General features: G+C 70.2%; 27 protein-coding genes and 1 tRNA gene. 9 read left to right on the forward strand and 19 right to left on the reverse strand.

What is annotated here, in order from left to right; translation table 11 throughout:
• Positions 1-126: 126 nt before the first annotated feature.
• Complete coding sequence (locus HGBR_RS02600; protein ID WP_019157768.1) at positions 127-981, forward strand: CPBP family intramembrane glutamic endopeptidase; 855 nt, start codon at positions 127-129, stop codon at positions 979-981.
• A gap of 31 nt (positions 982-1,012) precedes the next feature.
• Here HGBR_RS02600 and HGBR_RS02605 read toward each other — a convergent pair whose 3' ends face one another.
• On the reverse strand, positions 1,013-1,699 hold the full coding sequence (locus HGBR_RS02605; RefSeq protein ID WP_019157769.1) for a TetR/AcrR family transcriptional regulator: 687 nt from the start codon (positions 1,697-1,699) through the stop codon (positions 1,013-1,015).
• A 79-nt stretch (positions 1,700-1,778) separates the two neighbouring features.
• On the opposite strand from HGBR_RS02605, the gene HGBR_RS02610 reads away from it, so the two are divergent.
• The gene (locus HGBR_RS02610; protein ID WP_019157770.1) at positions 1,779-3,083 is read left to right on the forward strand and encodes a DUF418 domain-containing protein; all 1,305 of its coding nucleotides are present in this window, start codon (positions 1,779-1,781) and stop codon (positions 3,081-3,083) included.
• A gap of 83 nt (positions 3,084-3,166) precedes the next feature.
• On the opposite strand, the gene HGBR_RS02615 is transcribed toward HGBR_RS02610, so the two are convergent.
• Complete coding sequence (locus HGBR_RS02615) at positions 3,167-3,625, reverse strand: ribose-5-phosphate isomerase (protein WP_019157771.1); 459 nt, start codon at positions 3,623-3,625, stop codon at positions 3,167-3,169.
• Between the two features lie 44 nt (positions 3,626-3,669).
• Entirely contained in the window at positions 3,670-4,278 is a 609-nt protein-coding gene (locus HGBR_RS02620) for a mycothiol-dependent nitroreductase Rv2466c family protein (protein ID WP_019157772.1), read from the reverse strand.
• A gap of 165 nt (positions 4,279-4,443) precedes the next feature.
• Here HGBR_RS02620 and pepN point away from each other — a divergent pair, with 165 nt between their 5' ends.
• From pepN to HGBR_RS02635, 3 genes are read left to right on the forward strand one after another with little or no spacing between them, the layout of a single operon-like run.
• Positions 4,444-7,140, forward strand: coding sequence for an aminopeptidase N (gene pepN, locus HGBR_RS16135; RefSeq protein WP_019157773.1), 2,697 nt, complete (start codon positions 4,444-4,446; stop codon positions 7,138-7,140).
• Positions 7,141-7,178: 38 nt separating this feature from the next.
• Positions 7,179-8,324, forward strand: a complete 1,146-nt coding sequence (locus HGBR_RS16140; RefSeq protein ID WP_019157774.1) for a mechanosensitive ion channel family protein — start codon at positions 7,179-7,181, stop codon at positions 8,322-8,324.
• Positions 8,321-8,761 (forward strand): globin, encoded by a 441-nt coding sequence (locus tag HGBR_RS02635; RefSeq protein ID WP_019157775.1) that lies wholly within the window; start codon positions 8,321-8,323, stop codon positions 8,759-8,761. Before HGBR_RS16140 ends, HGBR_RS02635 begins: the two co-directional genes overlap by 4 nt.
• Positions 8,762-8,787: 26 nt before the next feature.
• Here the strand turns inward: HGBR_RS02635 and HGBR_RS02640 are convergent, their stop codons facing one another.
• Both HGBR_RS02640 and HGBR_RS02645 read right to left on the reverse strand, forming a co-directional pair.
• A complete protein-coding gene (locus tag HGBR_RS02640; RefSeq protein WP_019157776.1) occupies positions 8,788-9,552 on the reverse strand; it encodes a DUF8185 domain-containing protein in 765 nt (254 codons plus the stop codon).
• On the reverse strand, positions 9,545-10,090 hold the full coding sequence (locus HGBR_RS02645) for an acyl-CoA thioesterase (protein WP_019157777.1): 546 nt from the start codon (positions 10,088-10,090) through the stop codon (positions 9,545-9,547). Before HGBR_RS02645 ends, HGBR_RS02640 begins: the two co-directional genes overlap by 8 nt.
• Positions 10,091-10,243: 153 nt before the next feature.
• Between HGBR_RS02645 and HGBR_RS02650 the strand changes: the two genes are divergently transcribed.
• On the forward strand, positions 10,244-11,128 hold the full coding sequence (locus HGBR_RS02650; RefSeq protein ID WP_019157778.1) for an acyl-CoA thioesterase: 885 nt from the start codon (positions 10,244-10,246) through the stop codon (positions 11,126-11,128).
• A gap of 100 nt (positions 11,129-11,228) precedes the next feature.
• Here HGBR_RS02650 and ettA read toward each other — a convergent pair whose 3' ends face one another.
• From ettA to HGBR_RS16150, 6 genes are all read right to left on the reverse strand, one after another.
• A complete protein-coding gene (ettA, locus tag HGBR_RS02655; RefSeq protein ID WP_019157779.1) occupies positions 11,229-12,911 on the reverse strand; it encodes an energy-dependent translational throttle protein EttA in 1,683 nt (560 codons plus the stop codon).
• A 76-nt stretch (positions 12,912-12,987) separates the two neighbouring features.
• Positions 12,988-13,656: a DUF6993 domain-containing protein gene (locus HGBR_RS20300; RefSeq protein ID WP_019157780.1), complete on the reverse strand. Its 669-nt coding sequence runs from the start codon at positions 13,654-13,656 to the stop codon at positions 12,988-12,990.
• Between the two features lie 139 nt (positions 13,657-13,795).
• A complete protein-coding gene (locus HGBR_RS18630; RefSeq protein ID WP_019157781.1) occupies positions 13,796-14,434 on the reverse strand; it encodes a single-stranded DNA-binding protein in 639 nt (212 codons plus the stop codon).
• A gap of 272 nt (positions 14,435-14,706) precedes the next feature.
• Positions 14,707-16,323, reverse strand: a complete 1,617-nt coding sequence (locus HGBR_RS02680; protein WP_019157782.1) for a GTPase — start codon at positions 16,321-16,323, stop codon at positions 14,707-14,709.
• Positions 16,320-18,029, reverse strand: coding sequence for a dynamin family protein (locus HGBR_RS02685; RefSeq protein ID WP_019157783.1), 1,710 nt, complete (start codon positions 18,027-18,029; stop codon positions 16,320-16,322). The genes HGBR_RS02680 and HGBR_RS02685 overlap by 4 nt, the downstream gene beginning before the upstream one ends.
• Positions 18,030-18,155: 126 nt before the next feature.
• A complete protein-coding gene (locus HGBR_RS16150; RefSeq protein ID WP_147522139.1) occupies positions 18,156-18,398 on the reverse strand; it encodes a hypothetical protein in 243 nt (80 codons plus the stop codon).
• Between HGBR_RS16150 and HGBR_RS21070 the strand changes: the two genes are divergently transcribed.
• Complete coding sequence (locus tag HGBR_RS21070; RefSeq protein WP_342626199.1) at positions 18,327-18,638, forward strand: rhodanese-like domain-containing protein; 312 nt, start codon at positions 18,327-18,329, stop codon at positions 18,636-18,638. The two genes, HGBR_RS16150 and HGBR_RS21070, sit on opposite strands and share 72 nt — an antisense overlap.
• Positions 18,639-18,643: 5 nt before the next feature.
• Here HGBR_RS21070 and HGBR_RS02700 read toward each other — a convergent pair.
• The 3 genes from HGBR_RS02700 to HGBR_RS02710 all read right to left on the reverse strand — a co-directional run bounded on the left by HGBR_RS02700 (position 18,644) and on the right by HGBR_RS02710 (position 20,347).
• A tRNA-Arg gene (locus HGBR_RS02700) sits at positions 18,644-18,719 on the reverse strand.
• A 107-nt stretch (positions 18,720-18,826) separates the two neighbouring features.
• Complete coding sequence (locus tag HGBR_RS02705) at positions 18,827-19,144, reverse strand: thiamine-binding protein (protein ID WP_019157786.1); 318 nt, start codon at positions 19,142-19,144, stop codon at positions 18,827-18,829.
• A gap of 6 nt (positions 19,145-19,150) precedes the next feature.
• Entirely contained in the window at positions 19,151-20,347 is a 1,197-nt protein-coding gene (locus tag HGBR_RS02710; protein WP_019157787.1) for an acetyl-CoA C-acetyltransferase, read from the reverse strand.
• A gap of 227 nt (positions 20,348-20,574) precedes the next feature.
• Between HGBR_RS02710 and HGBR_RS02715 the strand changes: the two genes are divergently transcribed.
• Positions 20,575-22,185 carry a coiled-coil domain-containing protein gene (locus HGBR_RS02715; RefSeq protein ID WP_019157788.1) on the forward strand — a complete coding sequence of 537 codons (1,611 nt, stop codon included), beginning with the start codon at positions 20,575-20,577 and terminating at the stop codon, positions 22,183-22,185.
• Between the two features lie 5 nt (positions 22,186-22,190).
• Here HGBR_RS02715 and HGBR_RS02720 read toward each other — a convergent pair whose 3' ends face one another.
• Positions 22,191-22,490 (reverse strand): hypothetical protein, encoded by a 300-nt coding sequence (locus HGBR_RS02720; RefSeq protein ID WP_026077275.1) that lies wholly within the window; start codon positions 22,488-22,490, stop codon positions 22,191-22,193.
• A 31-nt stretch (positions 22,491-22,521) separates the two neighbouring features.
• On the opposite strand from HGBR_RS02720, the gene nucS reads away from it, so the two are divergent.
• Positions 22,522-23,217: an endonuclease NucS gene (gene nucS / locus HGBR_RS02725; protein ID WP_019157790.1), complete on the forward strand. Its 696-nt coding sequence runs from the start codon at positions 22,522-22,524 to the stop codon at positions 23,215-23,217.
• A 46-nt stretch (positions 23,218-23,263) separates the two neighbouring features.
• On the opposite strand, the gene murA is transcribed toward nucS, so the two are convergent.
• Genes murA through atpD form a run of 4 tightly spaced genes read right to left on the reverse strand, consistent with a single transcriptional unit; the run spans position 23,264 to position 26,766 of the window.
• Entirely contained in the window at positions 23,264-24,568 is a 1,305-nt protein-coding gene (gene murA / locus HGBR_RS02730) for a UDP-N-acetylglucosamine 1-carboxyvinyltransferase (protein WP_019157791.1), read from the reverse strand.
• On the reverse strand, positions 24,565-25,023 hold the full coding sequence (locus HGBR_RS02735) for a DUF2550 domain-containing protein (RefSeq protein ID WP_019157792.1): 459 nt from the start codon (positions 25,021-25,023) through the stop codon (positions 24,565-24,567). Before HGBR_RS02735 ends, murA begins: the two co-directional genes overlap by 4 nt.
• A 21-nt stretch (positions 25,024-25,044) precedes the next feature.
• On the reverse strand, positions 25,045-25,308 hold the full coding sequence (locus HGBR_RS02740) for a F0F1 ATP synthase subunit epsilon (protein WP_019157793.1): 264 nt from the start codon (positions 25,306-25,308) through the stop codon (positions 25,045-25,047).
• 3 nt (positions 25,309-25,311) lie between these two features.
• Complete coding sequence (atpD, locus tag HGBR_RS02745; RefSeq protein WP_019157794.1) at positions 25,312-26,766, reverse strand: F0F1 ATP synthase subunit beta; 1,455 nt, start codon at positions 26,764-26,766, stop codon at positions 25,312-25,314.
• Positions 26,767-26,794 lie beyond the last annotated feature (28 nt).

A 26,794-nucleotide genomic window follows, 5' to 3' on the forward strand; every position in this document is an offset into this window, starting at 1 on the left:
GAGTCTTCCAAACTGATGGTGCGGGTTCGATTCCCGTCATCCCCTCCGGACTGAAGCCGCTGGCGACAGCGGCTTTCGTCATTCATGTGCCCCGCAGCGGGCATCGGATTCTCCTAGGCTGGGACCATGGACGCCCGCACTCCCGACGAACCCGCCGCGCCCGCCCGGCCTGTCTTGGGCCCGCCCGTCCCCCAGCGCATCCTGAGCCCGGGTTTCCTCGCCGCCGTCCTCGTCGCGGCCGGCGCGGTCCTCATGTTCGGCGTCCAGTCCCCGTGGGGCAACGTCGTCCTCCTCGTCGGCGTGGGGCTGGGACTGCTGGCGTCACTGCCACTGGGCCGGGACCTCGGCGTCATCGCACTGGGTCTGCTCCTCGTCCACACCATCTCCGTCGAGGCGGACATCACGTGGCCGCGGTTCTTCCTCATGGGCGGCGTCCTCACCGCGGCGGTCGTCATCCCCTACCTCGTCCACCGGCACCTGCTGCGCGACGACGCGATCCGCTATCCGCGCCGCACCGGTCGCCCGTGGACCCGCCTCGAATGGGCGTGGCTCGCCTTCGTCCTCGTCGCCGCGTGGCTCATCCTGCCGCGCTACTTCATCCACTCCGGCGCGTACCAGAACTGGCCGGCCGTCCAGACCCCCAGCGAGATCGGCCGCCTCTTCGTGGGCGTCAACGCGGTGGGCATCTGGGACGAGCTCTTCTTCATCTGCATGATCTTCACGCTCCTGCACCGCCACTTCCCGTTCTGGGCGGCGAACATCGTCACGTCGATCATCTTCGTGAGCTTCCTGTGGGAGCTGGGCTACCGCGCGTGGGGGCCCGCCCTCACGATCCCGTTCGCGCTCGTCCAGGCGATCGTCTTCACGAAATCGAAGTCGCTGCCGTACACGATCACCGTGCACCTGCTCTTCGACTTCATCGTCTTCCTCTCGATCGTGCACGCCCACCACCCGCAGTGGCTGCCGATCTTCTGGTACTGACCCTCCCCGCTCACGCCCGCTGACCGGCCGGTCACACCCCGCCGAGGCCGGGGTCCAGCACCGCTGCGAGCGTCGCCTCGCAGACGGCCCAGGCCCACTCCCCCGTCATGTGCTCTGGTTCCGTCATCCGCGACACCGCCAGCCCGTCCAGGACCGCCAGGAGCATGTCCGCCGCCCGCTGCGGCTCCAGGTGGTCCGGGGTGTGCCGGACGATGAGATACGCGAACGCCTCCCGGAGCGCCGCCCACGCGTCCCGGTGGATCCGCCTCAGCCCCTCATGTACACGGGAGGCCGCGACGAAATCGAGCCACACCCCGCCCAGCCGCCTGTCGGCCTCGTCGACCAGTGCCAGGCTCGCGCACATCGCCTCCAGGGCAGTGCGCGCCTCCTGCGGACTCGGCTCGCGACGGTCCACTCTGTCGACGGCACTGGCGCCCGTTTCGTCACTGCCACTCGTCTCATCACCGTCACCCGCGCCTGCAGACGCCGCGAACAGCCCGGTCGCCTGCTCCTGGAACTGCACCGTCAAGCGCGCCATCGCACCCTCGAGCATCTGCGCCTTCGTCCGGAAGTGATACTGGACGGCACCGATCGACACACCCGCACGCTGCGCGACGGTGCGCACGCTCGCCTTCGCGATCCCCTCATCCGCGATCACGTCCACGATCGCATCGAGGATCCCCTCGCGTCCGCCGCGCGGCTCATTCGTCTCTGCCATGCCCCCACACTACGTCGCCGCGCGACCACAGCCATACACGTGTATTGCACCGCGCGCCATACGGTCGTATTGTGCCGGTATGGACGCACACAGCTGCTCCCCGCAGACCACGACCGCACCTACGAACGACACGGCCGCCCCTCCGCCAGACCTGCCCGCCCCCACGCACCGCCGCGAGGCCGGTCTCGACCTGGTGCGCGGGCTCGCGGTCCTGGGCACCTTCGCCACGAATGTCTGGCTCTTCACCCATCCGGCAGGCCTCCTGGGCACGCTCGTCGATCCGCTCGCGGGCATCGACGGCGCCGGGGAGCTGCTGGTCTACGGGGTGGCCGCAGGTCTGGCGAACGGGAAGTTCCTCGCCCTGCTCATGCTGGTCTTCGGCATGGGCGTCACGATCCAGTTCGCCGCCTGGAACCGCCGGGCGCAGACGCAGAGCACACGCGGATCGTGGTTGCGCACCTATGCGCCCCGCGCCCTCATCCTCCTGCTCGACGGCACGGTGAACTTCGTGCTCGTCGCGGAGTTCGACATCCTCATGGGCTATGCGTTCACCGGCTTCATCGTCGCCGCCCTCATCTGGGGCTCACCCCGGTCGCAGCGCATCGGGGCGTGGATCGCCGGCGCAGTGCACGTCACCGGTCTCCTCGCTCTCGCCGCACTCGTCCTCCTCGACGAGTCGCAGCGCATCGGGGCCGACGGATCCGCCGCGGACCCCGCCGCTTCCCCGGCCCACCTCGACGCGGCGACCACGGTCCACGCGACCGGCAGCTTCCTGGACCTCGCGCTCTTCCGGCTGGACAACGCGCTGCTCTTCCGCGTCGAACCGGTCCTCACGATCGCACTGGGCGTCTGCCTGTTCCTCGTGGGCGCCCGCCTCTTCGACCGCGGGGTCTTCCGCAGCGATGGCGCCGGTCTGCGCCGCCGCCTCCTGGTCATCGGAGCGATCGCCCTTCCGTTCGACCTGGTCCTGGGCATGACCGGACTGGCCTCGACCATCCTGATCCAGCGCTACCTCACAGCCCCCTTCGTGGCGCTGGGCCTGTTGGGCCTGGTCGCCCACGTCGCACGCACCGCGGCGGTCGAGTCACTGCCGGGCCGCTGGACGACCGCCGTGGGGCGGATGTCCCTGAGTGTCTACGTGGGTCAGAACCTGCTGGCCGGAGCCCTCTTCTACGGCTGGGGCCTGGGACTCACCGCACGCTTCCCGGACCACCGGGTCGCCCTCACGGCGGCGGGGTTCCTCGTCGTCGTCATTGCGATGGTCGCGTTCGCAGTCGCCTGGCAGCGGACAGCGGCCCCCGGCGCCATGCGCCAGGGACCGCTGGAGTCCCTCACCCACCTCGCACTCCGTCGTCGTTCGCGCTCTGCACACACTGAGGTGTAACTACACGCCCGAGATTCCGTGGAAGTCGGGCGTGTAGTCACACCTCAACGAGCGCGTGGTGCTCGCGGACCAGGAGGCTCCGCTCAGCGCGCCTCGTAGTCCGCGATCTGCGAGATGCGGCGCGTGTGGCGCTCATCGCCGCTGTACGGGGTCGCGAGGAACGCGTCGACGATCGCCAGCGCGTCCGCCTCCGGATGCTGGCGCGCACCCACGGACACGACCCAGGCGTCGTTGTGCTCGCGGGCGAGCTTCGCGATCTCCTCGTTCCAGGCCAGTGCACAGCGAGCGCCCGTCACCTTGTTCGCGGCGATCTGCTCGCCGTTGCCGGACCCGCCGATCACGACGCCCAGCGCCTCGGTGCCGTCCGCACGGGCGGCGACCACGGCCTCGGCGGCGGCGATGCAGAACGACGGGTAGTCGTCGAGCGCGTCGTACTCGAGCGCACCGTGGTCGATGACCTCGTGACCGGCATCGGTCAGGTGCGTCTTGAGGGTCTCCTTGAACTCGTATCCTGCGTGGTCGGTGCCCAGGTGGATCTGCATGGTGGTCCCTTCGAGGTGGTGGGGCGGGGTTGTGGTCGTGACGATCAGTCGAAGACCGGGCCGGACGTGCGGGTGCGCTTGAGCTCGAAGAACCCGGGCGTCCGCGCGACGGCCAGCACGCCGTCGAACAGACGGCCGGCGTCCTCGCCCTTGGGTGCCGGGGTGACCACCGGACCGAAGAACGCGACGTCGCCCACCGCGACGACGGGGGTGCCCACATCCTCGCCCACCTTCGAGATGCCCTCGTGGTGCGAGGCGCGCAGCTGCTCGTCGTAGCGATCCGACTGGGCCGCCTCGAGGAGGGAGGCCGGCAGACCCACCTCGTCCAGGGCCTCGGCGACGGCGACCATCCAGTCCTCCTGCCCACCCGGGTGGATGCGCGTGCCGATCGCGGTGTAGAGGTCGCGGACGACGCCCTCGCCGTGCTCCACGCGCGCGGCGGTGATGACGCGGGCGGGCTTGATGGCCTCGACCATCTTCTCCCTGTACTCCTCCGGCAGGTCATCGCGACCCTCGTTCAGCACGGACAGGCTCATCTGGTGGAAGACCACCTCGACGTCGCGGACCTTCTCCACCTCCAGCGCCCAGCGGGACGTCATCCACGCCCACGGGCAGATCGGGTCGAACCAGAAATCGAGAGTCGCAGCAGCCACAGTTTCCTCCCACAGGGATCAGTTCGGTCTGTCCCCCTCACCCTACGCTCGCGTGTGCGGGCAGCGTGACAGAATGACGTGTGCGGGCGCTCACCCGCCTCGTTCCACACGTGCGCGCCCCTGCGGCTCTCCACAAGCGTAGGGCGCCGGTCGACCGGAGGATCCATGCCCCAGCACAACCTCACTCGCGCGGAGGCCCAGGAGCGGGCCGCGGCCCTGGAGGTGCGCTCGTACGACATCACGCTGGTCCTGGACGGGACCGGCCCCACGTTCCGGTCCGTCACGACCGTGTCCTTCACCTCCACGACGGGCGAGGGCACCTTCCTGGACGCGATCTGCGACAGCGTCGACCGGCTGGTGCTCAACGGCGAGGAGCTGGACCCCGCTGCCCACGTGCAGGACGGACGGATCGCCCTCACCCACCTGGCACAGGACAACGTCGTCACCGTCGACGGCCGCTTCACCTACATGAACACCGGAGAGGGCCTCCACCGCTTCGTCGACCCCGTGGACGACGAGACCTACCTCTACACCCAGTTCGAGGTCCCGGACTCCCGCCGCGTCTTCGCCGTCTTCGAGCAGCCGGACCTCAAGGCGAGCTTCACCTTCACGGTGCTGGCTCCGTCCCACTGGACGGTCGTGAGCAACTCCCCCGCCCCGCAGGCGGTCGAGGCGTCCGGTCACCCGGACGCCGCCGCACTGGGCATCCCCGGCACCGGCCTGAGCGTGTGGCAGTTCGCCCCCACCGCACGCATCTCCAGCTACATCACGGCGATCGTCGCCGGCCCCTACTCCTCCGTCCACTCGACGCTCACCAGCTCCGACGGCACGGAGGTGCCGCTGGGCCTCTACTGCCGCGCCTCCCTGGCGCAGCACCTGGACGCGGACGACCTCTTCGACCTCACCCGCGCGGGGTTCGAGTTCTTCGAGTCCCGCTTCGGCGTCGCCTACCCGTTCGAGAAGTACGACCAGCTCTTCGTCCCGGAGTTCAACGCCGGCGCGATGGAGAACGCCGGGGCGGTCACCTTCCTCGAGGACTACGTCTTCCGCTCCCGTCCCACGCAGGCGATGGTCGAGCGCCGCGCGATCACGGTCCTCCACGAGCTGGCCCACATGTGGTTCGGCGACCTCGTGACGATGCGCTGGTGGAACGACCTCTGGCTGAACGAGTCGTTCGCGGAGTTCATGTCGACGCTCGCCGCCGCGGAGGCCACGCGGTTCACGGACGCCTGGACCACCTTCGCGACGCTGGAGAAGTCGTGGGCCTACCGGCAGGACCAGCTGCCGTCGACGCACCCCATCGTCGCGCAGATCGAGGACCTGGAGGACGTCGAGGTCAACTTCGACGGCATCACCTACGCGAAGGGCGCCGCCGTCCTGCGGGCACTCGTCGCCTACGTGGGTCCCCACGAGTTCTTCGCGGGCCTCCAGTCGTACTTCCACACCCACGCGTGGTCGAACACGGAGCTGGACGATCTGCTGCGCCCCCTCGAGGCCGTCTCCGGCCGCGACCTGCGCGCGTGGTCGAAGCTGTGGCTCGAGGAGTCCGGTGTCAACGTCATCCGCGCGCTGCCGGAGAGGGACGGGAGCGGCGCGCTCACCTCCGTCACGCTCACCCAGGAGCCCCACATCATCCCGGGCCAGCCCGTCCCCAGCCTGCGCCCCCACCGCCTGGCGGTGGGCTTCTACGGCCTGGACGACGCGGACCGGCTGGTCCGGCTGGCGCACGTGGAGACGGACCTGGACGGCGAATCCGTGCAGGTGCCGGTCCCGCAGGAGGCCACCGCCGCCGAGGTCGTCGTCCCCAACGACGGCGACCTCACCTACGCGAAGGTCCGGTTGGACGAGGGCTCGCACGCGGTCGTCGCCCGCTACCTGAGCGGCTTCGACGATTCGCTCACCCAGCTGCTGGTCCTGTCGTCCCTGTGGGACGCCGTGCGCGACGGGGAGCAGGCGGCGTCCGACTACATCCGGCTGCTCCTGGACCATCTGCCGGCACTCACCCACTCGTCCGGCCTGCTCGTCCAGCTGCGCCAGCTGGCGACCGCCCTGACGACGTATGTCCCGCCGGAGCGCCGCGGTGCACTGCGCGCCCAGGTGGCCGACCGGCTGTGGGACCTGGCGAACGGCGGCGTGCCCGCGGGCTCGGATCAGCAGCTGCAGCTGTTCCAGGCGTTCTGCCTGCACGCCTGCACCCAGGAGCACGCGGACCGGCTGGAGCAGGTACTGGACCGGGGCACGCTGGGCGAGGGCCTGGGTCTGGACATCGATACGGACCTGGGCTGGACGATCGTCGCGGCCCTGGCCTCGCTGGACCGCTGGAGCGATGAGAGGATCGCGGCGCACCTGCGCACGGACGGCACGGCCGCCGGCCAGCGCGCCGCGGCGACCGCACGCGCCGCCCGTCCCACCTCGAAGGCGAAGACGCGGGCGTTCGTCGATCTGGTCGAGGACCGGTCGCTGCCCAACGCGATGATCGGGGCGATCTCCCGCGGTTTCGCCCGCGGACTGGAGGGCGACGACGGACGACTCATCCCCGCAGCGGATCCGCTCACGGACTTCGGCCGCGAGTACTTCGACCGGGTCACCGGCTGGTGGGAGTCGCGCACCCTCGAGGTGGCGCAGACCCTCACTCTGGCCCTGCACCCGCCGGCCTCGGAGCGGTCGGTCCGGGCGACCGAGGCGTGGATCGAATCACATCCGAAGGCGCCCAAGGGCCTGGTGCGCCTCATGCGCGAGAACCTCGACACGTCCCTGCGCGCCCTGCGAGCGCAGGCGACGGACGCGGCGCAGTCGGAAGTGCCCGGCGCGCACTCGGAAGCGGCAGACCAAGCGTCCTCTCAGGATCGAGAAGGAGTCTGAGGTCCGTGTCCAGGAAGCGCCACTAGCCTGGGCCCCGTATGACACCACTATCCCTCCACTCCCTTGCGTCGCTGCTGCCGGACCGCGCTCTGAGCGTGGTGGCGGCCACGCAGACGCCCACCGCTGACCCCTCCGGCGATCCCTGGGGTTCGGCGACACCGGATCCCAGCCGCTCACCCGTCTCCGTCGACGATGTGCAGCGCTCCGTCGAGGAGGGCGCCTCGAGCGGGCTCGAGTTCCTCACGGGCACGGGGCTGCGCGTCGCCGTCATCATCCTCGTCGCGATCGTCCTCACCTTCGTGGCCCGCAGGCTGATCCACCGGTTCGCCCGGTCGATCGCGGAGGGGCACTCGAAGCGCGGCGCCGCCAAGGGCGAGACGAGGCAGTCGGGCGCAGCGGACGCTGCGGCGCGCACCAGGCGGGTCCAGCGCTCCGCGACGGTCGGGTCGCTCCTCCAGTCGATCGCGGCGATCGTCATCTGGCTGCTCGCCACACTGATGGTGCTGACGGAGCTGGGCTTCGACCTCGCCCCCATCCTGGCGTCCGCCGGAATCGCCGGCATCGCGCTGGGCTTCGGCGCCCAGACCCTCGTGAAGGACTACCTCGCGGGCTTCTTCATCGTTATCGAGGACCAGTACGGGATCGGGGATTACATCGACGCCGGCGAAGCGGAGGGCACCGTCGAGGAGGTCGGCCTGCGCACCACGAAGCTCCGCGGGCTCGACGGGACGCTCTGGCACGTGCGCAACGGCGAGATCCTGCGCGTGGGGAACTACTCGCAGGGCTTCGGCAATGCGCTGCTCGATCTGCCGTTCCCGTACGACGCGGACGAGGAGACGGTCACGACCATCATCAACGACTCAGCGGACGCGCTGCGGAAGGACCCGCACTTCGCGCAGGCGATGTGGGAGGCCCCCACGATCTTGGGCGTGCAGGACATCTCCGGCGAGGCCGTCACGGTCCGCGTGACGATCAAGACGGAGCCCGGCGAGCAGTTCGCCGTCAGCCGCGCCTTCCGCGGCGAGTTCAAGCAGCACATGGCCAAGCACGGGCTGACCGTCCCGTGGAGCCAGGCGGTCATCCGCACGATGCCCGACTCCCCGCTGGCCGGTCAGCACGGTGCCGCGCCGGCCACGGGCGGCACCACCCAGCGGTCGGACGCAGCAGAGGAGAGCACGACATGACCGAGCCCCGGCTCATCCCGGTGGGCAGGCCCGCCAGCATCTTCGAGCAGGTGGGCGGACACGCGACGTTCACCGCCCTCGTCGATGCGTTCTACGCGGGCGTCGACCAAGACGCGGAGCTCATCGCGATGTACCCGGAGGGGCACGATCTGGACGGTGCGAAATGGCGCCTCCAGGCGTTCCTCGAGCAGTACTTCGGAGGCCCCACGACGTACTCGGAGCAGCGCGGGCACCCGCGTCTGCGGATGCGGCACATGCCCTTCCCCGTCACGTTCGACGCCCGCGACCGCTGGCTCACGCACATGCGGGCGGCCCTCGACTCGATCGACCTGGCGCCCCTGCATGACGAGCTCATGTGGGACTACTTCCAGCGGGCGGCCACCGCGATGGTCAACACCGCCGACGGCGACCGTCAGCCTCCGGGTCCGCTGCTCTGACGCGGGTGCGCTGTCATGCGCACCCCTCACCGCATGAGGATGTGACCGCCCGGCAGGGTGAGGCGCGTCCAGGGCCCGCTGCGCAGCAGCGCGGCCTGACCGGACTCCGGCAGGAAGCCCAGCACGTGTGCGCCGAAGGCGGCACCCGCGACGACGGGGACGGATCTGGGCGACGGACCGTCGTGGGCGCCAGCGACCTCGAGGGCGGTGCGCGCCCACACGCGCCGGCGCAGCGCGTCGACCGCGTGACCGCCCGAACCTTCCGGCGCACCCGTCGCGATCTCCTCGATGCCCGTGGCCGCAGCAGCCCGCAGGCTGGACGCGGTCACGGTGCCCACGGGTTCCCAGGGTCCTCGGGGAGGTGCGATGCCCGCCCACGGGGTCCGGACCTCGGCGGGGGGCACGGTGATCCCCGGGATCGGACCGGATGCGGCGCCGGGACCGGCTTCCGGCACCGGTCCGTCCGGGAGTCCGGTCCCCTGCTCCAGCAGGTCCAGCGGGCGGGGCTCCTCCAGCCGGGCGAACCGGTCCAGCAGTGCCCGCGCCTCCACGACCACGTCGAGGCCGTCGAGGGCCGGGTTCTGGAGTCGCAGCGTGCGCATCCCCAGGACCAGCGGCATCGTGTCCCCCAGGCCCGAAGGATGCAGGGGTGCGACCGTGAGGACGAGGACGTCGCCCTGGACGCTCAGGCGCATCGCGGCGTCCGGATCCGCGTGCACGGCACGCTGCAGGAGCGTCCGCCAATCCGCGAGGGCGGTGTGGTGGGCCGGGACCAGCAGTCGCTCAGACATGCCGGAGCGTCACCGGGTCGGTCACGTGCGCGGCGATCTCCGCGCGCTCGTCGTCGCGGATGCGACGGGCCCGCCCGGTACGGGAGTCGACGAAGACGACCTCCGTCTCCGCGACCGTGTAGGCGATGGAGCCGTCCGGCTCCGCGATGACGTAGCCGACCGTCATGGAGACGGGGCTGACGCCGGAGACGACGCAGTCGATCGCGACGGGACCCTCGCGGTACGGCACGGGCGCCCGGTACTCGATCCGGTGCGAGAGGACCAGCAGGTCCGTGTCCGCGCTGGCACGGCCCAGGATGTCCGGCAGGCCCTCACCCAGGATCACGGTGCCGGCACCCGGAACCTCGATGTTCGCCGCATCGCGGGAGGCGGTGGGCGAACCGAAGGCGCGCACGCGGGCCTCCTCGAGCAGCCGCAGCTGCGTCACATTGTTCACGTGCCCGTACGCGTCCATGTCGCCCCACCGGAGCTCCAGGAGCACGCGGGTGAAGCGGCCCGGGATGAGCGGGTTCGTGAGCGGCGCCGAGGTCTGATCCATGTCCCCCATCCTGCCACCTCGCCGGTCGGGGACCCTTCCCCGGGCCGGTGAGCTGGGACGCTCCCCCGGGCACCTGAACGAACGATCAGGGCGCGGGGTATCATCGGTTCCTGCGCAGTCGACGCGGTCGCGCACCGCGAGGTGGAGGGAACAGTGGAGAATCAGGCGACGATCGACGAGCTCGACCGGGTGCTCGACCTGCGCAGGCTCGATGGTCCGGGCGCGGGCGGCGAGGAGCACAGCTTCCAGGGATGGAACCAGCCCAAGCCGGGCGGACGCCTGTTCGGTGGACAGGTGCTGTCGCAGTGCGTCGTCGCGACCTCTGCGACCGTGGCGGAGGATCGCCCCATCCACTCGTTCCACGGGTACTTCCTGCGGGCCGGCTCCATCCACTCCGACCTCACCTTCGGCGTCGAGGTGCTGCGCGACGGCGGCTCGTTCTCCGCCCGCCGCGTCCAGGCCTACCAGGACGGCGCCCCCATCTTCACCGGCATGGCCTCGTTCCAGCGCGACGAGGAGGGCCTCGACCACCAGGAGCCGATGCCGCTGGACGTGCCGCAGCCGGAGGAGCTGCCGTCGCTGGCCGATCATCTGCGCGGGGGCGACCATCCGCTGCTCGAGGGCTGGGTCTTCAAGCGCCCCTTCGAGATCCGACCGGCGGAGCCGGCGATCCAGACGACGTTCTCCGGCGAGCGGACGTCGCGGGAGCGGATGTGGATCAAGGCGGTGGCGCCCTTCGGCGACGATCGGGTGCGCAACGCCGCGGCACTCGCGTACGCCGCAGACTACAACCTGCTGGAGCCCACCCTGCGCGTGCACGGGATCCCCTGGTACACGGAGGAGCTGCGGATGGCGAGCCTCGACCACGCGATGTGGTGGCACACGCCCGTCCACGTGGACGACTGGCTGCTGTTCGACCTGGAGGGGCCCCGCTCCAACAACGGCCGCGCGCTGGGCACCGCCAGCGTCTACGCGCGGGACGGGCGCCTCGTCGCGCACGCCACCCAGCAGGGGATGGTGCGCCTCAAGCGCAGCTGACCGGGGCCTCGGGCGGGGCCCGCGGCGAACGCGGCCCGGCATATGTGACAGAGGAGGGGCACCCCGTGACGGGGTGCCCCTCCTCTGCTATCGCCCTGCGTCAGTCGCGCGTGAGGCGACGGTGGGTCATGCGGTGCGGACGTGCCGCATCCTCGCCCAGGCGCTCGACCTTGTTCTTCTCGTAGGACTCGAAGTTGCCCTCGAACCAGTACCAGGAAGCCGGGTTCTCGTCCGTGCCCTCCCACGCGAGGATGTGGGTCGCGACGCGGTCCAGGAACCAGCGGTCGTGGGACACGACCACGGCGCAGCCCGGGAACTCGAGCAGCGCGTTCTCCAGCGAGCCCAGGGTCTCGACGTCCAGGTCGTTGGTGGGCTCATCGAGGAGCAGCAGGTTGCCGCCCTGCTTGAGGGTGAGGGCCAGGTTCAAGCGGTTGCGCTCACCGCCGGACAGCACGCCGGCCTTCTTCTGCTGGTCCGGGCCCTTGAAGCCGAACGCGGACACGTAGGCGCGCGAGGGCATCTCCACGTTGCCCACCTGGATGAAGTCGAGCCCGTCGGACACGACGTCCCACAGGGACTTGTCCGGGTCGATGCCGCCGCGGGACTGGTCGACGTAGGAGATCTTGACGGAGTCGCCGATCTTGAGGCTGCCGCCGTCCAGCTCCTCCATCCCCACGATCGTCTTGAAGAGCGTCGACTTGCCCACGCCGTTGGGGCCGATGACGCCCACGATGCCGTTGGGCGGCAGCGAGAACGACAGACCGTCGATGAGGGTGCGTCCGTCGAAGCCCTTCTGCAGGTTCTCCGCCTCGATGACCAGGCTGCCCAGGCGGGGGCCCGGCGGGATCTGGATCTCCTCGAAGTCGAGCTTCCTGGTCTTCTCCGCCTCTGCGGCCATCTCCTCGTACCGGGCCAGACGGGCCTTCGACTTGGTCTGGCGGGCCTTGGCGTTCGACCGGACCCACTCGAGCTCCTCCTTGAGGCGCTTCTGCAGCTTCTGGTCCTTCTTGCCCTGCACCTGGAGGCGCTCCTGCTTCTTCTCCAGGTACGTCGAGTAGTTGCCCTCGTACGGGTAGAGGTGGCCGCGGTCGACCTCCGCGATCCATTCCGCGACGTGGTCCAGGAAGTACCGGTCGTGGGTGATCGCGATGACGGCGCCGGGGTAGGACGACAGGTGCTGCTCCAGCCAGAGCACGGACTCCGCGTCCAGGTGGTTCGTGGGCTCGTCGAGCAGCAGGAGGTCCGGCTTCTCCAACAGCAGCTTGCACAGTGCGACGCGGCGTCGCTCACCGCCGGAGAGGTGGGTGACCTCCATGTCGCCGGGCGGGCAGCGCAGCGCCTCCATCGCCTGCTCCAGCTGGGAGTCGAGGTCCCAGGCGTCCGCGTTGTCGATCGCCTCCTGGAGCTTGCCCATCTCCTCCATGAGCGCGTCGAAGTCCGCGTCCGGACTGGACATCTCCTCCGAGATCGCGTTGAAGCGGTCCAGCTTGCCCTTGATGTCCGCGACGGCCTCCTCCACGTTGCCGCGGACCGTCTTCTCCTCGTTGAGCGGGGGCTCCTGGAGGAGGATGCCCACGGTGTAGCCGGGGCTCAACCGGGCCTCACCGTTGGAGGGCTGATCGAGGCCCGCCATGATCTTGAGGATCGTGGACTTGCCGGCGCCGTTGGGGCCGACCATGCCGATCTTCGCTCCGGGGTAGAACGACATCGACACATCGTCGAGGATGACCTTGTCACCGTGCGCCTTGCGCGCCTTGTGCATGGTGTAAATGAACTCTGCCATAGTGCCACCAGCCTATAGCGCCGGACGTCCGCGGACCATTCCGCGGGTTCCTCCCCCGCGACCCGGGATCAGGTGCTCAGTTGCCGCCCAGCCCCGCGTCGCCGGAGCCGTCTCCGGAGTCGCCGGAACCCGAGTCGCCCCCGCCGGTGTCGCCACCGCCGTCCTCCGCGCCCGAGTCGCCGGATCCGCTGTCGCCGGAATCGCCCGAATCACCGGTGTCGCCGTCCTCGGAGCCCTCGTCCTGCCGCGAGAAGTCCTCGCCCGGGATGTGGCCGGCACCGTTGTCGTCGCCGTCCTCGTCGCGCGGTTCACCGCTGGGCTCCGGTGCACCCTCCGGCCGTTCGACGTTGCCGTACAGGCACGTGCCCGTCGACTCCGACGGCGGCATGAGGCGCGCCATCACCTCGCCCTCGCGGATCTCACCCACCACGCACCCCTCGTCGACGAGCACCGCGAACATCTTCGAGGACACACCAGTGTCCAGCGGGGTCGCATCCTGCGTCGCCTCCAGCTGGTCCTCCGAGTAGCCCGCGTCCATGAGCGTCTCGAAGACCTCCTGGGACGTGGGCAGCGACTCCTCGCCGCCCAGCAGGGGCTCCAGCAGCGCCGCCACCTCGTCCACGACCGCTGGCTCCTCCGACTCGACGACCTCGGGCTCGTTGGGCTCGCGCTCGAAGAGGGAGCACCCCGTCAGCAGCAGTGCGGAGGTGCTGACGACGGCGAGGAGGCGGGGCACACGAGCCATGTGGATCCTTCCGGTGGGCGGGGCGCGGATCCCACTCTAGCGGGAGGGCGCCGGCCCCACGTACTCGTGCGCACCGCGTGTGCGGCCCCGCCTTCCTGCTCGAACCACCGTCTCCGTCGCCCCCAGGAGCCGCTGAGGTTCAGAACGGCGGACCGTCGCCCGCGGTCCCCGGTTCACCGTCGTCGCCGTCCGCGTCGACTCCTGCGGGTGCTCCCGCCATCGCCGGCTCGCGCGGTTCATCGTCACCGGTGGGCGGCGCGGGCGATGCGGAAGGGGACGGTGGGACGGCAGGTGCAGCGGGGCCGGGCGTCGAGGACTGCGACGGGCCCAGATCCCAGGCGCCGTTCTCTCCCCCGTTCCGATTCTGTCCGCGGCGGCCTTCCCCGTCACCGGCCTCACCGGCCGGGGCATCGGGATTGAGAGAGGAGGAGCGGGTGTACTTCGCGACCCCGAACAGCAGGTTGGGGCCCACGACGTCCGCGATGATGGTGCCGCTGGTCCCGGTCCGCCCCTCCTTCTCCCAGTCGCGCAGGCGCAGCTCGCCCACGACGATGATGCTGTCGCCCTTCCGGACGGAGAAGCCGACATTGCGCGCCAGTGCGCCGTACGCACTCACGTCGAACCAGCTGACGCCGCGGTTGACGACCTCGCCGGTGGCGCCGTTGAAGTAGTCGTGGTTGACCGCGATGCGCAGGTTCGCCCATGCGCGGCCGTCCTCGAACGACCCCGAGCGGGGGTCCTGGCCGACGGTTCCGACGAAGACATTCGTGATCTTCATGCCGCTGTCCTTCCCTCCGACGGACGGGGAGGTCCCGTCCGATCGTGGGAATAACTCCACCGGTTCCGGGCACGGTGCTCAACGGGAGGCACGGGCTGTGGACCCGTGGGATGTCCTGCACAGTCGGCCGCGCGCGGCACGGTCACGTGGCGGCGGCGACTGTGACGCACAGCCGCTCAGCTGCTCAGGTGCTCAGCTGCTGTTCCAGCCGACCAGCACGTCGACCGCGGCGTGGAGACGGTCCCGACCCCGGCCTCGGGACCGGGCAGCGGTCAGCTCAGCCCGTCGTGGATGCGGCGGTGCTCGTCGACCACAGCGGTGATGGGTTCCAGGAACGAGCTCTCCGCCGTGCTCCGGATCGCTGCCTGCAGGCGCTGGGTGATGTCCGCGGACGCCTCCCGCGCACCCTGCTGGCGCTTGCGCGAGGCCCACGACGACACGAGGAAGGAGCCCACCACTCCCCCGACCAGGAGGACGGCCGGAGCGGCCCAGAGCAGCGGCCCGGCTTCGAGACCCAACCCCAGGATCGCGAGGATCTGCAGGACCAGCCAGACCAGTCCCAGACAGGTGGCGATGAGGAAGAGCATCTGCAGGATGCCCGCCGCGGTCCACCAGCCCGGCTGCATGCGCGGCACCTCGACCGCGGTGATGGCCTCGTCCAGGTTCTCCGCCAGCGCCTCCGCACTGGTGCGCTCCTCGCGGGCCACGCGGTTGCGCCAGACCGCGGGCATGCCGGAGACCGCGGTGTCGACGAGGTCGTGCGCGGCCAGGCTCACCCGGGCCCGCTGCGCCAGCGTCACCTCGGGAGCCGCCGCGCGCACCAGATCGTCCCGGTCCGCACCGTGCTTCGAGCCCAGCGGATCGGCCTTCGACCGCTGCATCCAGGCGAAGACGGGGTAGGCGGTGCGCTTGTACGCCCGGCGCAGGTGATCGTCGTGGACCGTCTGGGCCATCGCGTCGACACCGGCGGCGTCGACCATCGCGCTCACCAGGTCCTGCGCGCCACGGATGTCGGCCACTCCCTGCGGCGGGTCGCCGATCTCCGCGCGCACCTGGGCGTTGATCGTGCGCACGTCCGCCAGCAGGCGCTCCGTCACCGCGCGCTTGGCGGCGACGGTCTCCGCGAGGATTCCGCGCAGGTCCGCCACGCCCTCGCGCGTGACCGCCGAGGCCGGGCGCACCCGGGCGTCCGGGATCCCGTCCGCTGCGAGCAGCGAGGTGAAGTGCTGGACCGCCGAATCCCGATCCTCCGGGGCGATCCGGTCGATCTGGTTGAGCACGAACACCATGGCGGTGCTGTGCTCGGCGAACGAGGAGAGGTATCCGGAGTGCAGCGAGTAGTCGGCGTACTTCTGGGGATCGACCACCCAGAACACCACGTCGACCAGGCCCACCATCCGGTCGGACTCGAGCCGGTGCTCGACCGCGGTCGAGTCGTGGTCCGGCAGGTCGACCAGCACCAGGCCGTGCAACGCGGACTGGTCGTCGCCGTCCAGCGCGGACTCGCGCCACGAGCGGCTCTGCACCGGCACGTCCAGCCAGTCGAGGATCTCCTCGCCGCCGCTGCCCCACACACAGGCGGTGGGCTTCGACGTGGTGGGGCGACGGACGCCCACGCGCGCGATCTCGAGTCCCGCGACGGCGTTGAAGAGCGACGACTTGCCGGAGCCCGTGGAACCGGCGAAGGCGACGACCGTGTGCTCCTCGCCCAGGCGCATCCGCTGGTCGACGCGGTCCAGCAGCGCCTGCGCGTCCTGGACCGTCTCCTGTCGCAGGGTGTCTCCGCCCAGCTCCAGTGCGGTGCGCAGGCCGTCGGTGAGCCTGCGCAGCTCCGTGTGGAGGGGATCTGCGTGCGTGGCGGGTGCGTCTGCAGGGGGCGTGTGCGTCATCCCAGTGCCTCCTCGAGTGCGTGGCCGCTGCGTCGCAGTGCGCCGCCCTGACGGGCCGGGACGTGCACGGCAGTGAGCGATTCGTCGAAGGGAGCGCGGCACGAGCCCACCAGCTCCTGCGCCGCGTCCACCAGTCGTGTGCGCACCTGAGCGGCCAGATCCCGTGTCACCTGGTCCCCGAAGATCGTGTCGAGCAGCTTCCCCGCGACCACCGCGGTCGTGCCGGCGATGCCCACCTCCGCCCCGGTGAGTCCGCCGGTGCCGGCGAACGCCGCGAGCATGAGGACGGCGCCCACGCCGTTGACGCCGAAGGAGAGGATGCGCGCCTTCGCCCGCTTCGACTGCCCCACGTCCCGCACCAGCTCATTCACGCCCGATGACCAGGTCGCGATCGCCCGGCCCACGCGCGCGTCGAAATCCGCGGGCACGCGGAACTGCGCTCCGGCCGTACTGCCCTGCTCGATGAGGTGCGCACCTGCGGGCGAGTCCTCCCAGCGCATGCGCGTCTCCGTGACCGCGTGGACCGCCTGCTCGCGGATGAGGTACGCGACGCTCTGCTCGATCGCCTGCTCCAGCGGTTCCGCGGTGTCGCGACGACCGGTGACGGCGGCGGTGATGCGGTCGCGCAGGCGGGCGACCGTGGGCTCGAGTCCGCGGAAGAACTGCCCGCCGCCCACGAAGTCCTGCCAGCGGGCCAGCACCTCGCCGCGCAGCACGCGGCCGTCGGCCAGCGAATCCTCCAGCGCGGCGATCGAGTGCGCGAACGTCTCATCCACGACGCCGGTCAGGCGGGTGTGGAGCTCCTCCTGCTCCTCCGCATGGCGCGCCAGATCCTCGACCCGCGGGGGCACGGACGCGAGCGCGCCCACCAGTGTCTTCTGGACGACGCGGGCGCGCGCCGCATCGCTGCGTCCCAGGTTGAGGATCCACGACGTGAGGGTGAAGACCGCGGCCTGGGGCAGCAGTCCGTCCTCCAGCGGGACCTCCGGCACCGTGAACACCGGAGAGGACCCCAGGCCCGCACCGCTCAGCAGTTCGGTGAGGTGACGACGGACCTCGCGGTTGGCCTCGCCCGGCACCCGGTCGAGGACGAGGGCGATGGTCGTGCCGCGCTCCTGGGCGTCCGTCAGCAGTGTCCACGGGACCGCGTCCGCGTAGCGGGCCGCAGTCGTGACGAAGAGCCACAGGTCCGCGGCCGCCAGCAGCTGGCGGGCCATCAGTCGGTTGGACTCCATGACGGAGTCGATGTCCGGGGAGTCGAGCAGGGCGACTCCGCGCGGGACGGCCTCGTCGGCCACGAGGCGCAGCTGCGGCTTGTCCAGCTGCGTCTCCTCGCGCGTGACCCGCGCGAAGCCCGGCAGCACACGGTCCGATCGGAAGTGCTCCTCGTCGTCCGGGTGGTGCACGAGGACGGGCGACGTCGTGGTGGGACGCAGGACGCCGGCCTGCGTCACCTGCCGACGCAGGATCGAGTTGACGAGGGTGGACTTGCCCGCACCGGTGGACCCGCCGATCACGACCAGCAGGGGCGCGTCCGGGGCCTGGACGCGCGGCAGCAGGTAGTCGTCGATCTGGTGGGACAGGGAGCGCTGCAGGGCTCGGCCCTCCGCGACATCCGCGGTCTCGAGCGGCAGGCGCACCTCGCCGATGCGGCGCAGCAGCTCCGAGAGCGCGGGCGCGGCTCCGGTGCCGACGGTCTCAGTCACAGGACGGGGTTCCACGTGTCCATCCTGTCTGCCGTGGCGCCGATCCTCCACTCACCACGCCGTGGACCTTGAGACATGCTGAGAGTCACGGCAGGGACCGCAGTCTCTCGTCGCACGTCCCCCGCGTCAGAACTCCAGAGCGGATGCATCCGGGAACTCCGTGTAGACGGTCGAGTCGTCCAACGGTGCCAGCTCCAGGTACGACGGGACCCCGCCGTCCACGAACAGGATCACCAGTGCGTCGTCGAGGAACGCAGTGACGACGGTCCGCCCGCCCTCACCGCACGAAGCGGGACTGTGATCTGCGATGAGGGAGATGCTGGGGCACTGTCCGCAGCCGCACACCTCATCGACCCTCAGATCCGGCACGGCCGACCGCCACCCGTCCCGGATCGCCGGTGTGGTCGCGGATATTTCCTGATCCGCGTGGCCACCTCCTGGGATGAGAGATGGATCCTGATCTGCCGCCACGGATACTCGTCCTCTCTGGCGGCGTGGAATCTGCGCCACATGGGACTGCACCGGGCCACCGACCTGATCGGCGGTGCAGAGGCGTGGGCGGAGGCGGGGCTACCGCTGTCAGCGGATCCCGCGGACGAGCGGGACTGACCCGCTGGTGCCCCCAGCAGGACTCGAACCTGCAACCTACGGATTAGAAGGCCGTTGCTCTATCCATTGAGCTATGGAGGCGTGCCGCGCGCAGGCGGCCACCCAGCATTCTAGCGCCGCACGTGCGACGGGCGCATGTCCACGGGAGGCCGTGGACATGCGCCCGTCGTTGGCGACCGGTGTGGCGCCTACTGGTCCTGGCGCTCGATCGCCTGTTCGAGCCGCTCGAGCTTGCCGTCCAGCTCACCCGTGCGGCCCGGGCGGATGTCCGCCTTCATGACCAGGGAGACCCGGGGACCGAAGGCGGCCACGGCCTCGGTCGCGGCCTTCACGACGGCGAAGACCTCGTCCCACTCCCCCTCGATCGTCGTGAACATGGAATCGGTGCGGTGCGGGAGGCCGGAGGCCCGCACGACCTCGACGGCGGCGGCGACGGCGTCGTGGACGCCTCCGTCACCGGCCGGGTCGGCCCCGCCGGACGGGGCGACTGAGAAAGCGAGCAGCATCGTCGATCACGCCTTCGGCACGGTGAGGACGAGGGCGTCGCCCTGGCCGCCGCCGCCGCACAGCGCGGCGACACCCGTGCCGCCGCCACGGCGCTGGAGCTCCAGTGCCAGATCCAGCGCGATACGGGCGCCCGAGGCCCCGATCGGGTGACCCAGCGCGATCGCACCTCCGTTGACGTTCACCTTCTCCGGATCCACGCCCAGGTCCGCCGTCGAGGCGAGGCCCACGGCCGCGAACGCCTCGTTGATCTCGTAGAGGTCGAAGGAATCGGCCGCGACGCCGGCACGCTCGGCCGCCGCGCGGATCGCCTGCGACGGCTGGTGCTGCAGCGTCGAGTCCGGACCCGCCGTCCACGCGTGCGCACCGATCTCCGCGAGGATCGGCAGCCCCAGCTCCTCCGCCTTCGCCCGCGAGGCGACGACGACCGCGACCGCGCCATCGGAGATCTGCGACGCATTCGCCGCGGTGATCGACCCGTCCTTGCGGAACGCGGGACGCAGCTTGCCCATCGACTCGAGCGACGAGTCCGCACGGACGCCCTCGTCGACCTCGACAGTCACATCGCCCTTGCGGGAGGAGATGGTCACCGGGGTGATCTCGTCCGCGAAGCGACCGGCCTCCTGCGCCGCGGCCGCGCGCTGGTGCGAAGCCACCGCGAACGCGTCCTGCTGCTCACGGGTGAAGGAGCGCTGCGGGTCGTCCTCGTCGTTCGCGGACTCCGTGAGGCCGCCCATCGCCTGGTCCGTGAAGGCGTCCCACAGGCCGTCGTAGTCCATGTGATCGCGCACCTGGACCGTGCCGTACTTGTAGCCGGCACGCGACTTCTCCAGCATGTGCGGTGCGTTCGTCATCGACTCCTGACCGCCGGCCACGACGATGTCGTACTCACCGGCGCGCACCAGCATGGCCGCCTGGGTGATCGCGTTGATGCCGGACAGGCACAGCTTGTTGATCGTGATCGAGTTGACGCTCATGGGGATCCCGGCCTTGACGGCCGCCTGGCGCGCCGGACCCTGCCCCAGGCCCGCCTGCAGGACCTGTCCCATGATGACGTGCTCGACCTGTTCCGGCTTCACGCCGGACCGCGCGAGCGCGCCCTTGATCGCCTCCGCACCCAGATCGACCGCGCTGAGGCTCCCCAGCGCCCCGGACATCTTCCCGAACGGTGTTCGCGACCCTGCGACGATGACGGCTTCGGACATGTCTCCTCCTCGTGGATGTCGTGCACACCTGTTGGGATGTGGTGCACGTCGATGCATGTGGTGCAGATCGCACATCGCCCCCACCCTATCGAAGCCCGCCGCCTCCGAGGTCACTGGGACACCTCCGCAGGCGCCCGCTTCGCCTGTCCGCACCGGACCGGTGGCATTAGAGTGGAGCCGAAGACGATCGGACAGTCCCAGAGCAGAAGAAGGATGGGAGAGCCTCAGTGACGCCTCCAGAAGAGTTCCGCACGGCGATGCGCGGGTACGAGAAGAGTGAAGTCGACACCCGCATCGGGCAGCTCAAGAAGGAGATCGAGTCCCTGCGCAAGGCGCTCAAGGACGCGCGCAGTCAGGTCATCAGCGCCGATCGCGCGAAGCTGCAGGTCGCCGGCGAGCTCTCGGAGGCGAAGCAGCAGCTCAAGAAGGCCACCAGCAGCCAGGCGGACGCGGACAGCGCACCCGGCACCCGCATCGACCACCTCCTCAAGATCGCGGAGTCGCAGGCCCGCGAGACGCTCGCGCAGGCCACGGCGGACGCGGAGACCATCCGGAACAAGGCCCGCGCGGATGCCGCCGGCCAGCGCGCCCGCATGCGCACGGAGTCCGACGACACCCTGAGCGGTGCACGCTCGGAGGCGGAGGCGATCACGTCCTCCGCCGAGCTGCGCGCCTCGGAGACCATCACGGCGGCGGAGAAGAAGGCGAAGGAGACCCTCGAGGCCGCCGAACGCGAGGCCGCCCGCCTCCGCAGCGACGCCGAGGCCGCTGCATCGGACTCCCGCGAGTCCCTCACCCGCGACCTCGCCGCACAGCGCGCGGCGGCAGAGGAGGAGGTCGCCCGCCTCCGCAGCGACGCGAAGAAGGAGGCGGACGAGATCCGCACGACCGCTCAGCAGGAGGCGGACACGCTGCGAGCGGAGGCGAAGGAGTCCGCGGACGCGCTGCTGGCACAGGCCCAGACCCGCGAGGACGAGTCGAAGAAGACCTCCGAGGCCCTCGACCTGGAGCTCGCGACGAAGCGCAGCGAGTTCGAGAAGGCGGAGAAGGAGCGCTACGAGGCCTCCAAGAAGGAGAACGATCGCCTCGTCAAGGAGGCACAGGACCGCGCGGCGAAGGCTGAGGCGGAGGCCAAGTCCGTCTCCGAGCAGGCTGAGAAAACGCGCACCGAAGCGGTCGAGCAGGCGGACACGATCATCGCCGACGGCAAGAAGCGCGCGCAGACGCTCATCAGCGAGGCCCGCTCGACAGCAGAGGCGACGATCGAGGAGTCGCAGGCGGAGTCCCGCCGCAACATCCAGGCCGCACAGTCCCAGGTCGACCTGCTGACGAAGCAGCGCAAGACGATCGCGGCCCAGCTGGACCAGCTGCGCTCGATGTTCGCCACCCCCGGCCTGCTCCCCGCCACTGAGGAGCCGCATGCTCCCAGCCCCGAGCGCGTCGCCGCCGGTGCCGTGCCCACGGAGAAGATCGCGGACAAGGATGAACTCGAGGCCCTCGCGGGCGAGGACGAAGCCGACCGGACGGATGATGCCGGTGCAGCGGACGTGACGACGGCCTCGGGCGAGGACGCCGAGGCCGCGGAGACCGAGGCGACCGACGACGACACAGCCCAGCAGGACACTGCTGAGGTCAGCAGCGCCGACGGGTCCGCACAGGACGACTCGACGGAGACGGACGAGGCGGACTCGTCGACGGACGGGTCAGCAGAGGACGGAGCAGCCGAGGATCAGTCAGCGCAGCAGGGGTCCGGTCAGCAGGCCTCCGGCTCCCCGCGGGGCGGCCGCGGCGCCTCCACGCTGCGCGGTCGGGGCAATCCGACGAACCGCCTGCGCTGAGGCGGTCAGCGGCGCCGGCCGCGGAAGCAGTGGGTGTGCCAGTGCCTGCGCGCTTCCGGGCCGGTGCCGATCCCGTAGGCGGCGGACTCCCGCCACGCGATCGTGTGGGGCGCGGACGCCGGCAATGACTGCCCGCAGCCCGGGCACACGTACGTCTTGCCGGACGTGGAGCCCCGCGTCTCCTGGACGATCCACTGTCCGTCGCGATCGTCGTCGACGCGACGACGTGTCGAGAACCCAGCTGACAGATCCCTCATGGGCCTCTGCCACTTGTTGGAGCGACGGGACGAGGACGAGCGTGGCATGCCGCCAGTGTCTCACGTACAGTGGACGCCTGTGCGAGTCGTGATTGCGAAGTGCCAGGTCGACTATGCGGGACGGCTGTCCGCGCATCTGCCCCTGGCCACCAGGGTCCTCATGCTCAAGGCGGACGGCAGCGTCCTCGTCCACTCGGACGGCGGGTCGTACAAGCCCCTCAACTGGATGTCGCCGCCATGCACGCTCAGTGTGGGCGAACCCAGCGACGACCAGGCCCAGGCGGGATTCACGGAGATCTGGACGGTCCGGCAGACGAAGACGGACGACTCCCTCGTCATCTCCATCAGCGAGGTCCTCGAGGAGGTCTCGCACGATCTGGGCACCGACCCCGGCCTCGTGAAGGACGGCGTCGAGGCGCACCTGCAGGAGCTCCTGGCGCAGCACATCGAGACCCTGGGCGAGGGCTACACGACGATCCGTCGCGAGTACATGACGGCGATCGGCCCCGTGGACATCCTGGCCCGCGACTCCGCAGGCGCCTCGATCGCGGTCGAGATCAAGCGGCGCGGCGGCATCGACGGCGTCGAGCAGCTCACCCGCTACCTGGACCTCATGAATCGCGATCCGCAGCTGGCTCCGGTCACCGGCGTCTTCGCCGCGCAGGAGATCAAGCCGCAGGCGCGAACCCTGGCCCAGGACCGCGGGATCCGGTGCGTCGTCCTCGACTACGACGCACTGCGCGGCATGGACGACCCGGAGACCCGCCTGTTCTGAGCCCCGCGGACCGCGACACCGGCGGTCAGCGGAGGATCGTCACCGGTCAGCGGAGGATGACGGGGTCCGGCTTCTCCACGCGTGAGATGGTCGCGCCCAGCCCCGTGAGCTTCTCCACGAAGTGCTCGTAGCCGCGCTCGATGTGATCGATGCCGGACACCTCGGTCGTGCCCGTCGCGATCAGACCCGCGACGACGAGGCCCGCACCCGCACGGATGTCGCTCGCTTCCACCTCCGCACCGGACAGCGAATCGACACCGGTGACGAGGGCGTGGTTCCCGTCGATGCTCACCTGCGCGCCCAGCCGTGACAGCTCGTTGACGAACCTCCAGCGGGCCTCGAACAGGTTCTCCGTCAGCAGCCCCACACCGTCCGCGCACGCGTTGAGCGCGATGACGAACGGCTGCAGGTCCGTGGGGAACCCGGGATAGGGCAGGGTCGAGACGCGGATGGGCTGCGGACGTGCGGGACCCACGACGCGGAACCCTGCACGCGCGGGGTCCTCGTCCTCGATCGCGGTCACCTGCGCCCCGGACTCCAGCAGCTTGTCGACGACGTTGGGCAGGATGTCCAGCCCCACGCCGCGCACCGTCACGTCGCCCGCGGTCACGGCGGAGGCGAAGGCCCAGGTGCCGGCCACGATGCGGTCCCCCACGCAGCGGTGGGCCACCGGGTGCAGCTCCGGGACGCCGGTCACGACCAGGCGCGACGAGCCGATGCCCTCGATCCGCGCCCCCATCTCCACGAGCATCGTGCAGATGTCGACGATCTCCGGCTCCTTCGCCACGTTCTCGATCGTCGTGACCCCGTCGGCCAGGACGGCCGCCATGACGAGGTTCTCCGTCGCGCCCACGGACGGGAACGGCAGCGCGATGTCCGCGCCGGTGAGTCCGCGCGGTGCCCGCGCCACGAAGTATCCGTGGTCCAGCGAGACCTGCGCGCCCAGCTGCTCGAGGCCCCTCTGGTGCATGTCGAGGCCGCGGGAGCCGATCGCGTCGCCGCCGGGGACCGCGACCTCGGCCGCGTGCATGCGACCCACGAGGGGACCCAGGACTGAGATCGAGGCGCGCATGAGCCGGACCAGCTCGTAGTCCGCTGTGGTGCCGGGTGCGGCCGGAACGTCGATGCGGACCGTGCCGCCGGCCGCGTCGTAGTCGATGCCGCAGCCCAGCCGACTCAGCAGCTCGCACATGATGCGCACGTCCGCGATGTCCGGCACGTTCGAAACGGTCGAGACCCCGGGCGCCAGCAGTGTCGCGGCCATGAGCTTGAGGACGGAGTTCTTCGCGCCCCGCACCGTCACCTCGCCCTGCAGGGAGGTGGGCCCTTCGATGACGAAGACCTGACTCACGTGAACCGTCCCATCGTGTGATTGGCGCCCGGGGGCGCGGATTCCAACCAGGAGGCGAAGCCGGACAGCGCCTCCGGATCCAGTGCCATCCGGATCGTCCGGGGTGCGCCGCGATACATGTCGTAGCGGCACACGATGACCTGCGCGTCGGGCAGAAGCGAGTACTGCTCCGACTCTGTGGGCCTCCCCCGGTCGATGATCTCCAGGTCCGACCGCGGAAGCATGTGGCTGGGGTGGGGGCGGAGGCTGAAGACCGGGTACCAGTCCAGTGCGGTCACCCCGAAGACGGCGACGCCCAACCGCCAGACCCCGGGCTTGCCCGGCATCTCCGCAGAGCAGTCGAAGGCGCCGGCCGCTCGAGTGAGCGACCGGCGCCTGACGGTGAAGAGCACGACGACGATCGCAGCCGCACCCACTGACGAGAGCAGAAGGATCAGCAGAACGGATGCGAGCACGTCGCGGCTACCCCGGAACTCTCAGCCCACGATGCTGGCCGCGTCCGCGACCACGGAGACACGATCGTTCGCAACGGACAGGAAGCCGCCGTCGGCCTGCGCGCGGACCGTCGAACCCTCCGTCGTGAGGATGCGGACCTCTCCGCCGGCCACGAGCCCCAGCAGGGGCTCGTGGCCGGCGAGGATGCCGATCTCGCCCTCGGTCGTGCGGGCCACCACGCGGGTGGCCTCGCCCGACCAGACCTCACGGTCGGCGGAGACGACGACGACTGACAGCGCGGCCATCGGTCAGGACTCCTTCTGGAGCTGATCGTAGTTGCGCAGCACGTCGTCGATGGGGCCGACGTTGAAGAACGCCTGCTCCGGGATGTGGTCGAAGTCGCCGTCGCATATGCCCTTGAAGCCCTCGACCGCGTCCTTGAGGGACACCGTGGATCCCTCGACGCCCGTGAACTGCAGGGCCGTGTAGGTGTTCTGCGAGAGGAACTGCTCGATGCGGCGGGCGCGGTGGACGACCACCTTGTCCTCCTCGGACAGCTCGTCCACACCCAGGATCGCGATGATGTCCTGCAGCTCCTTGTTCTTCTGCAGGATCTGCTTGACGCGCACGGCAGTGTCGTAGTGGTCCTGACCCACGTACAGCGGGTCGAGGATGCGCGACGACGAGGCCAGCGGGTCGACGGCGGGGTACAGACCGCGCGACGCGATATCGCGCGAGAGCTCCGTCGTCGCGTCCAGGTGGGCGAAGGTGGTCGCCGGCGCCGGGTCCGTGTAGTCGTCCGCGGGCACGTAGATCGCCTGCATCGAGGTGATCGAGTTGCCGCGGGTCGAGGTGATGCGCTCCTGGAGCACACCCATCTCGTCCGCCAGCGTGGGCTGGTAACCCACGGCCGAGGGCATGCGGCCCAGCATCGTCGACACCTCGGAGCCCGCCTGCGTGAAGCGGAAGATGTTGTCGATGAACAGGAGCACGTCCTGGTTCTGCACGTCGCGGAAGTACTCCGCCATCGTCAGGCCCGACAGTGCGACGCGCAGACGCGTGCCCGACGGCTCGTCCATCTGCCCGAACACCAGTGCGGTGTTCTTGAGCACGCCGGACTCCTCCATCTCGAAGATGAGGTCGTTGCCCTCACGCGTGCGCTCACCGACTCCGGCGAACACGGACACACCGCCGTGGTCCTGCGCGACACGCGTGATCATCTCCTGGATGAGGACGGTCTTGCCCACACCCGCGCCGCCGAACAGGCCGATCTTGCCGCCCTGGACGTACGGCGTCAGGAGGTCGATGACCTTGATGCCGGTCTCGAACATCTCCGTCTTGGACTCCAGCTTGTCGAAGCTGGGGGCCTCCCGGTGGATCGGCCAGCGTTCGGTGATCTCGTACGGCTCGTTCAGCATCGAGGTGTTGAGGACCTCACCCGTGACGCTGAAGACCTTGCCCTTGGTCACGTCACCCACCGGCACCGTGATGGGCGCACCGGTGTCGACGACCTCCTGGCCGCGCACCAGACCGTCCGTGGGCTGGAGCGACACGGCACGGACGATGCCGTTGCCCAGGTGCAGCTCGACCTCGAACGTGATGTGACGCGTGCCCTCGGACAGCTCGACCTGGGACGTCAGGGCGTTGTAGACGGTCGGGACCGCGTCGAGCGGGAACTCGATGTCGACGACGCCGCCGATGACGCGCGAGATCCGGCCGATGGTCCCCTGGACCTGGGGGGTTTCGGAAACTGTGGCAGTCATGTTCTCTTTCTCTTCTGCTCTCTTCACC

The organism is Brevibacterium senegalense, from assembly GCF_000285835.1.
GTDB classification, from domain to species: Bacteria; Actinomycetota; Actinomycetes; order Actinomycetales; family Brevibacteriaceae; genus Brevibacterium; species Brevibacterium senegalense.

Bases quoted from the DNA above. Each gene is read 5' to 3' on its own strand.
- HGBR_RS02740 (WP_019157793.1), bottom strand. From the start codon at position 25,308: ATGGCCGCGCTGTCAGTCGTCGTCGTCTCCGCCGACCGTGAGGTCTGG.
- HGBR_RS02645 (WP_019157777.1), bottom strand. From the start codon at position 10,090: ATGGATCAGACCTCGGCGCCGCTCACGAACCCGCTCATCCCGGGCCGC.
- HGBR_RS02680 (WP_019157782.1), bottom strand. From the start codon at position 16,323: ATGACGCACACGCCCCCTGCAGACGCACCCGCCACGCACGCAGATCCC.
- HGBR_RS02610 (WP_019157770.1), top strand. From the start codon at position 1,779: ATGGACGCACACAGCTGCTCCCCGCAGACCACGACCGCACCTACGAAC.
- HGBR_RS18630 (WP_019157781.1), bottom strand. From the start codon at position 14,434: ATGAAGATCACGAATGTCTTCGTCGGAACCGTCGGCCAGGACCCCCGC.
- HGBR_RS16140 (WP_019157774.1), top strand. From the start codon at position 7,179: ATGACACCACTATCCCTCCACTCCCTTGCGTCGCTGCTGCCGGACCGC.
- HGBR_RS02710 (WP_019157787.1), bottom strand. From the start codon at position 20,347: ATGTCCGAAGCCGTCATCGTCGCAGGGTCGCGAACACCGTTCGGGAAG.
- HGBR_RS02600 (WP_019157768.1), top strand. From the start codon at position 127: ATGGACGCCCGCACTCCCGACGAACCCGCCGCGCCCGCCCGGCCTGTC.
- atpD (WP_019157794.1), bottom strand. From the start codon at position 26,766: ATGACTGCCACAGTTTCCGAAACCCCCCAGGTCCAGGGGACCATCGGC.
- HGBR_RS02705 (WP_019157786.1), bottom strand. From the start codon at position 19,144: ATGCTGCTCGCTTTCTCAGTCGCCCCGTCCGGCGGGGCCGACCCGGCC.
- HGBR_RS02605 (WP_019157769.1), bottom strand. From the start codon at position 1,699: ATGGCAGAGACGAATGAGCCGCGCGGCGGACGCGAGGGGATCCTCGAT.
- HGBR_RS02635 (WP_019157775.1), top strand. From the start codon at position 8,321: ATGACCGAGCCCCGGCTCATCCCGGTGGGCAGGCCCGCCAGCATCTTC.
- HGBR_RS02720 (WP_026077275.1), bottom strand. From the start codon at position 22,490: ATGCCACGCTCGTCCTCGTCCCGTCGCTCCAACAAGTGGCAGAGGCCC.
- pepN (WP_019157773.1), top strand. From the start codon at position 4,444: ATGCCCCAGCACAACCTCACTCGCGCGGAGGCCCAGGAGCGGGCCGCG.
- HGBR_RS02615 (WP_019157771.1), bottom strand. From the start codon at position 3,625: ATGCAGATCCACCTGGGCACCGACCACGCAGGATACGAGTTCAAGGAG.
- HGBR_RS20300 (WP_019157780.1), bottom strand. From the start codon at position 13,656: ATGGCTCGTGTGCCCCGCCTCCTCGCCGTCGTCAGCACCTCCGCACTG.
- HGBR_RS02640 (WP_019157776.1), bottom strand. From the start codon at position 9,552: ATGTCTGAGCGACTGCTGGTCCCGGCCCACCACACCGCCCTCGCGGAT.
- ettA (WP_019157779.1), bottom strand. From the start codon at position 12,911: ATGGCAGAGTTCATTTACACCATGCACAAGGCGCGCAAGGCGCACGGT.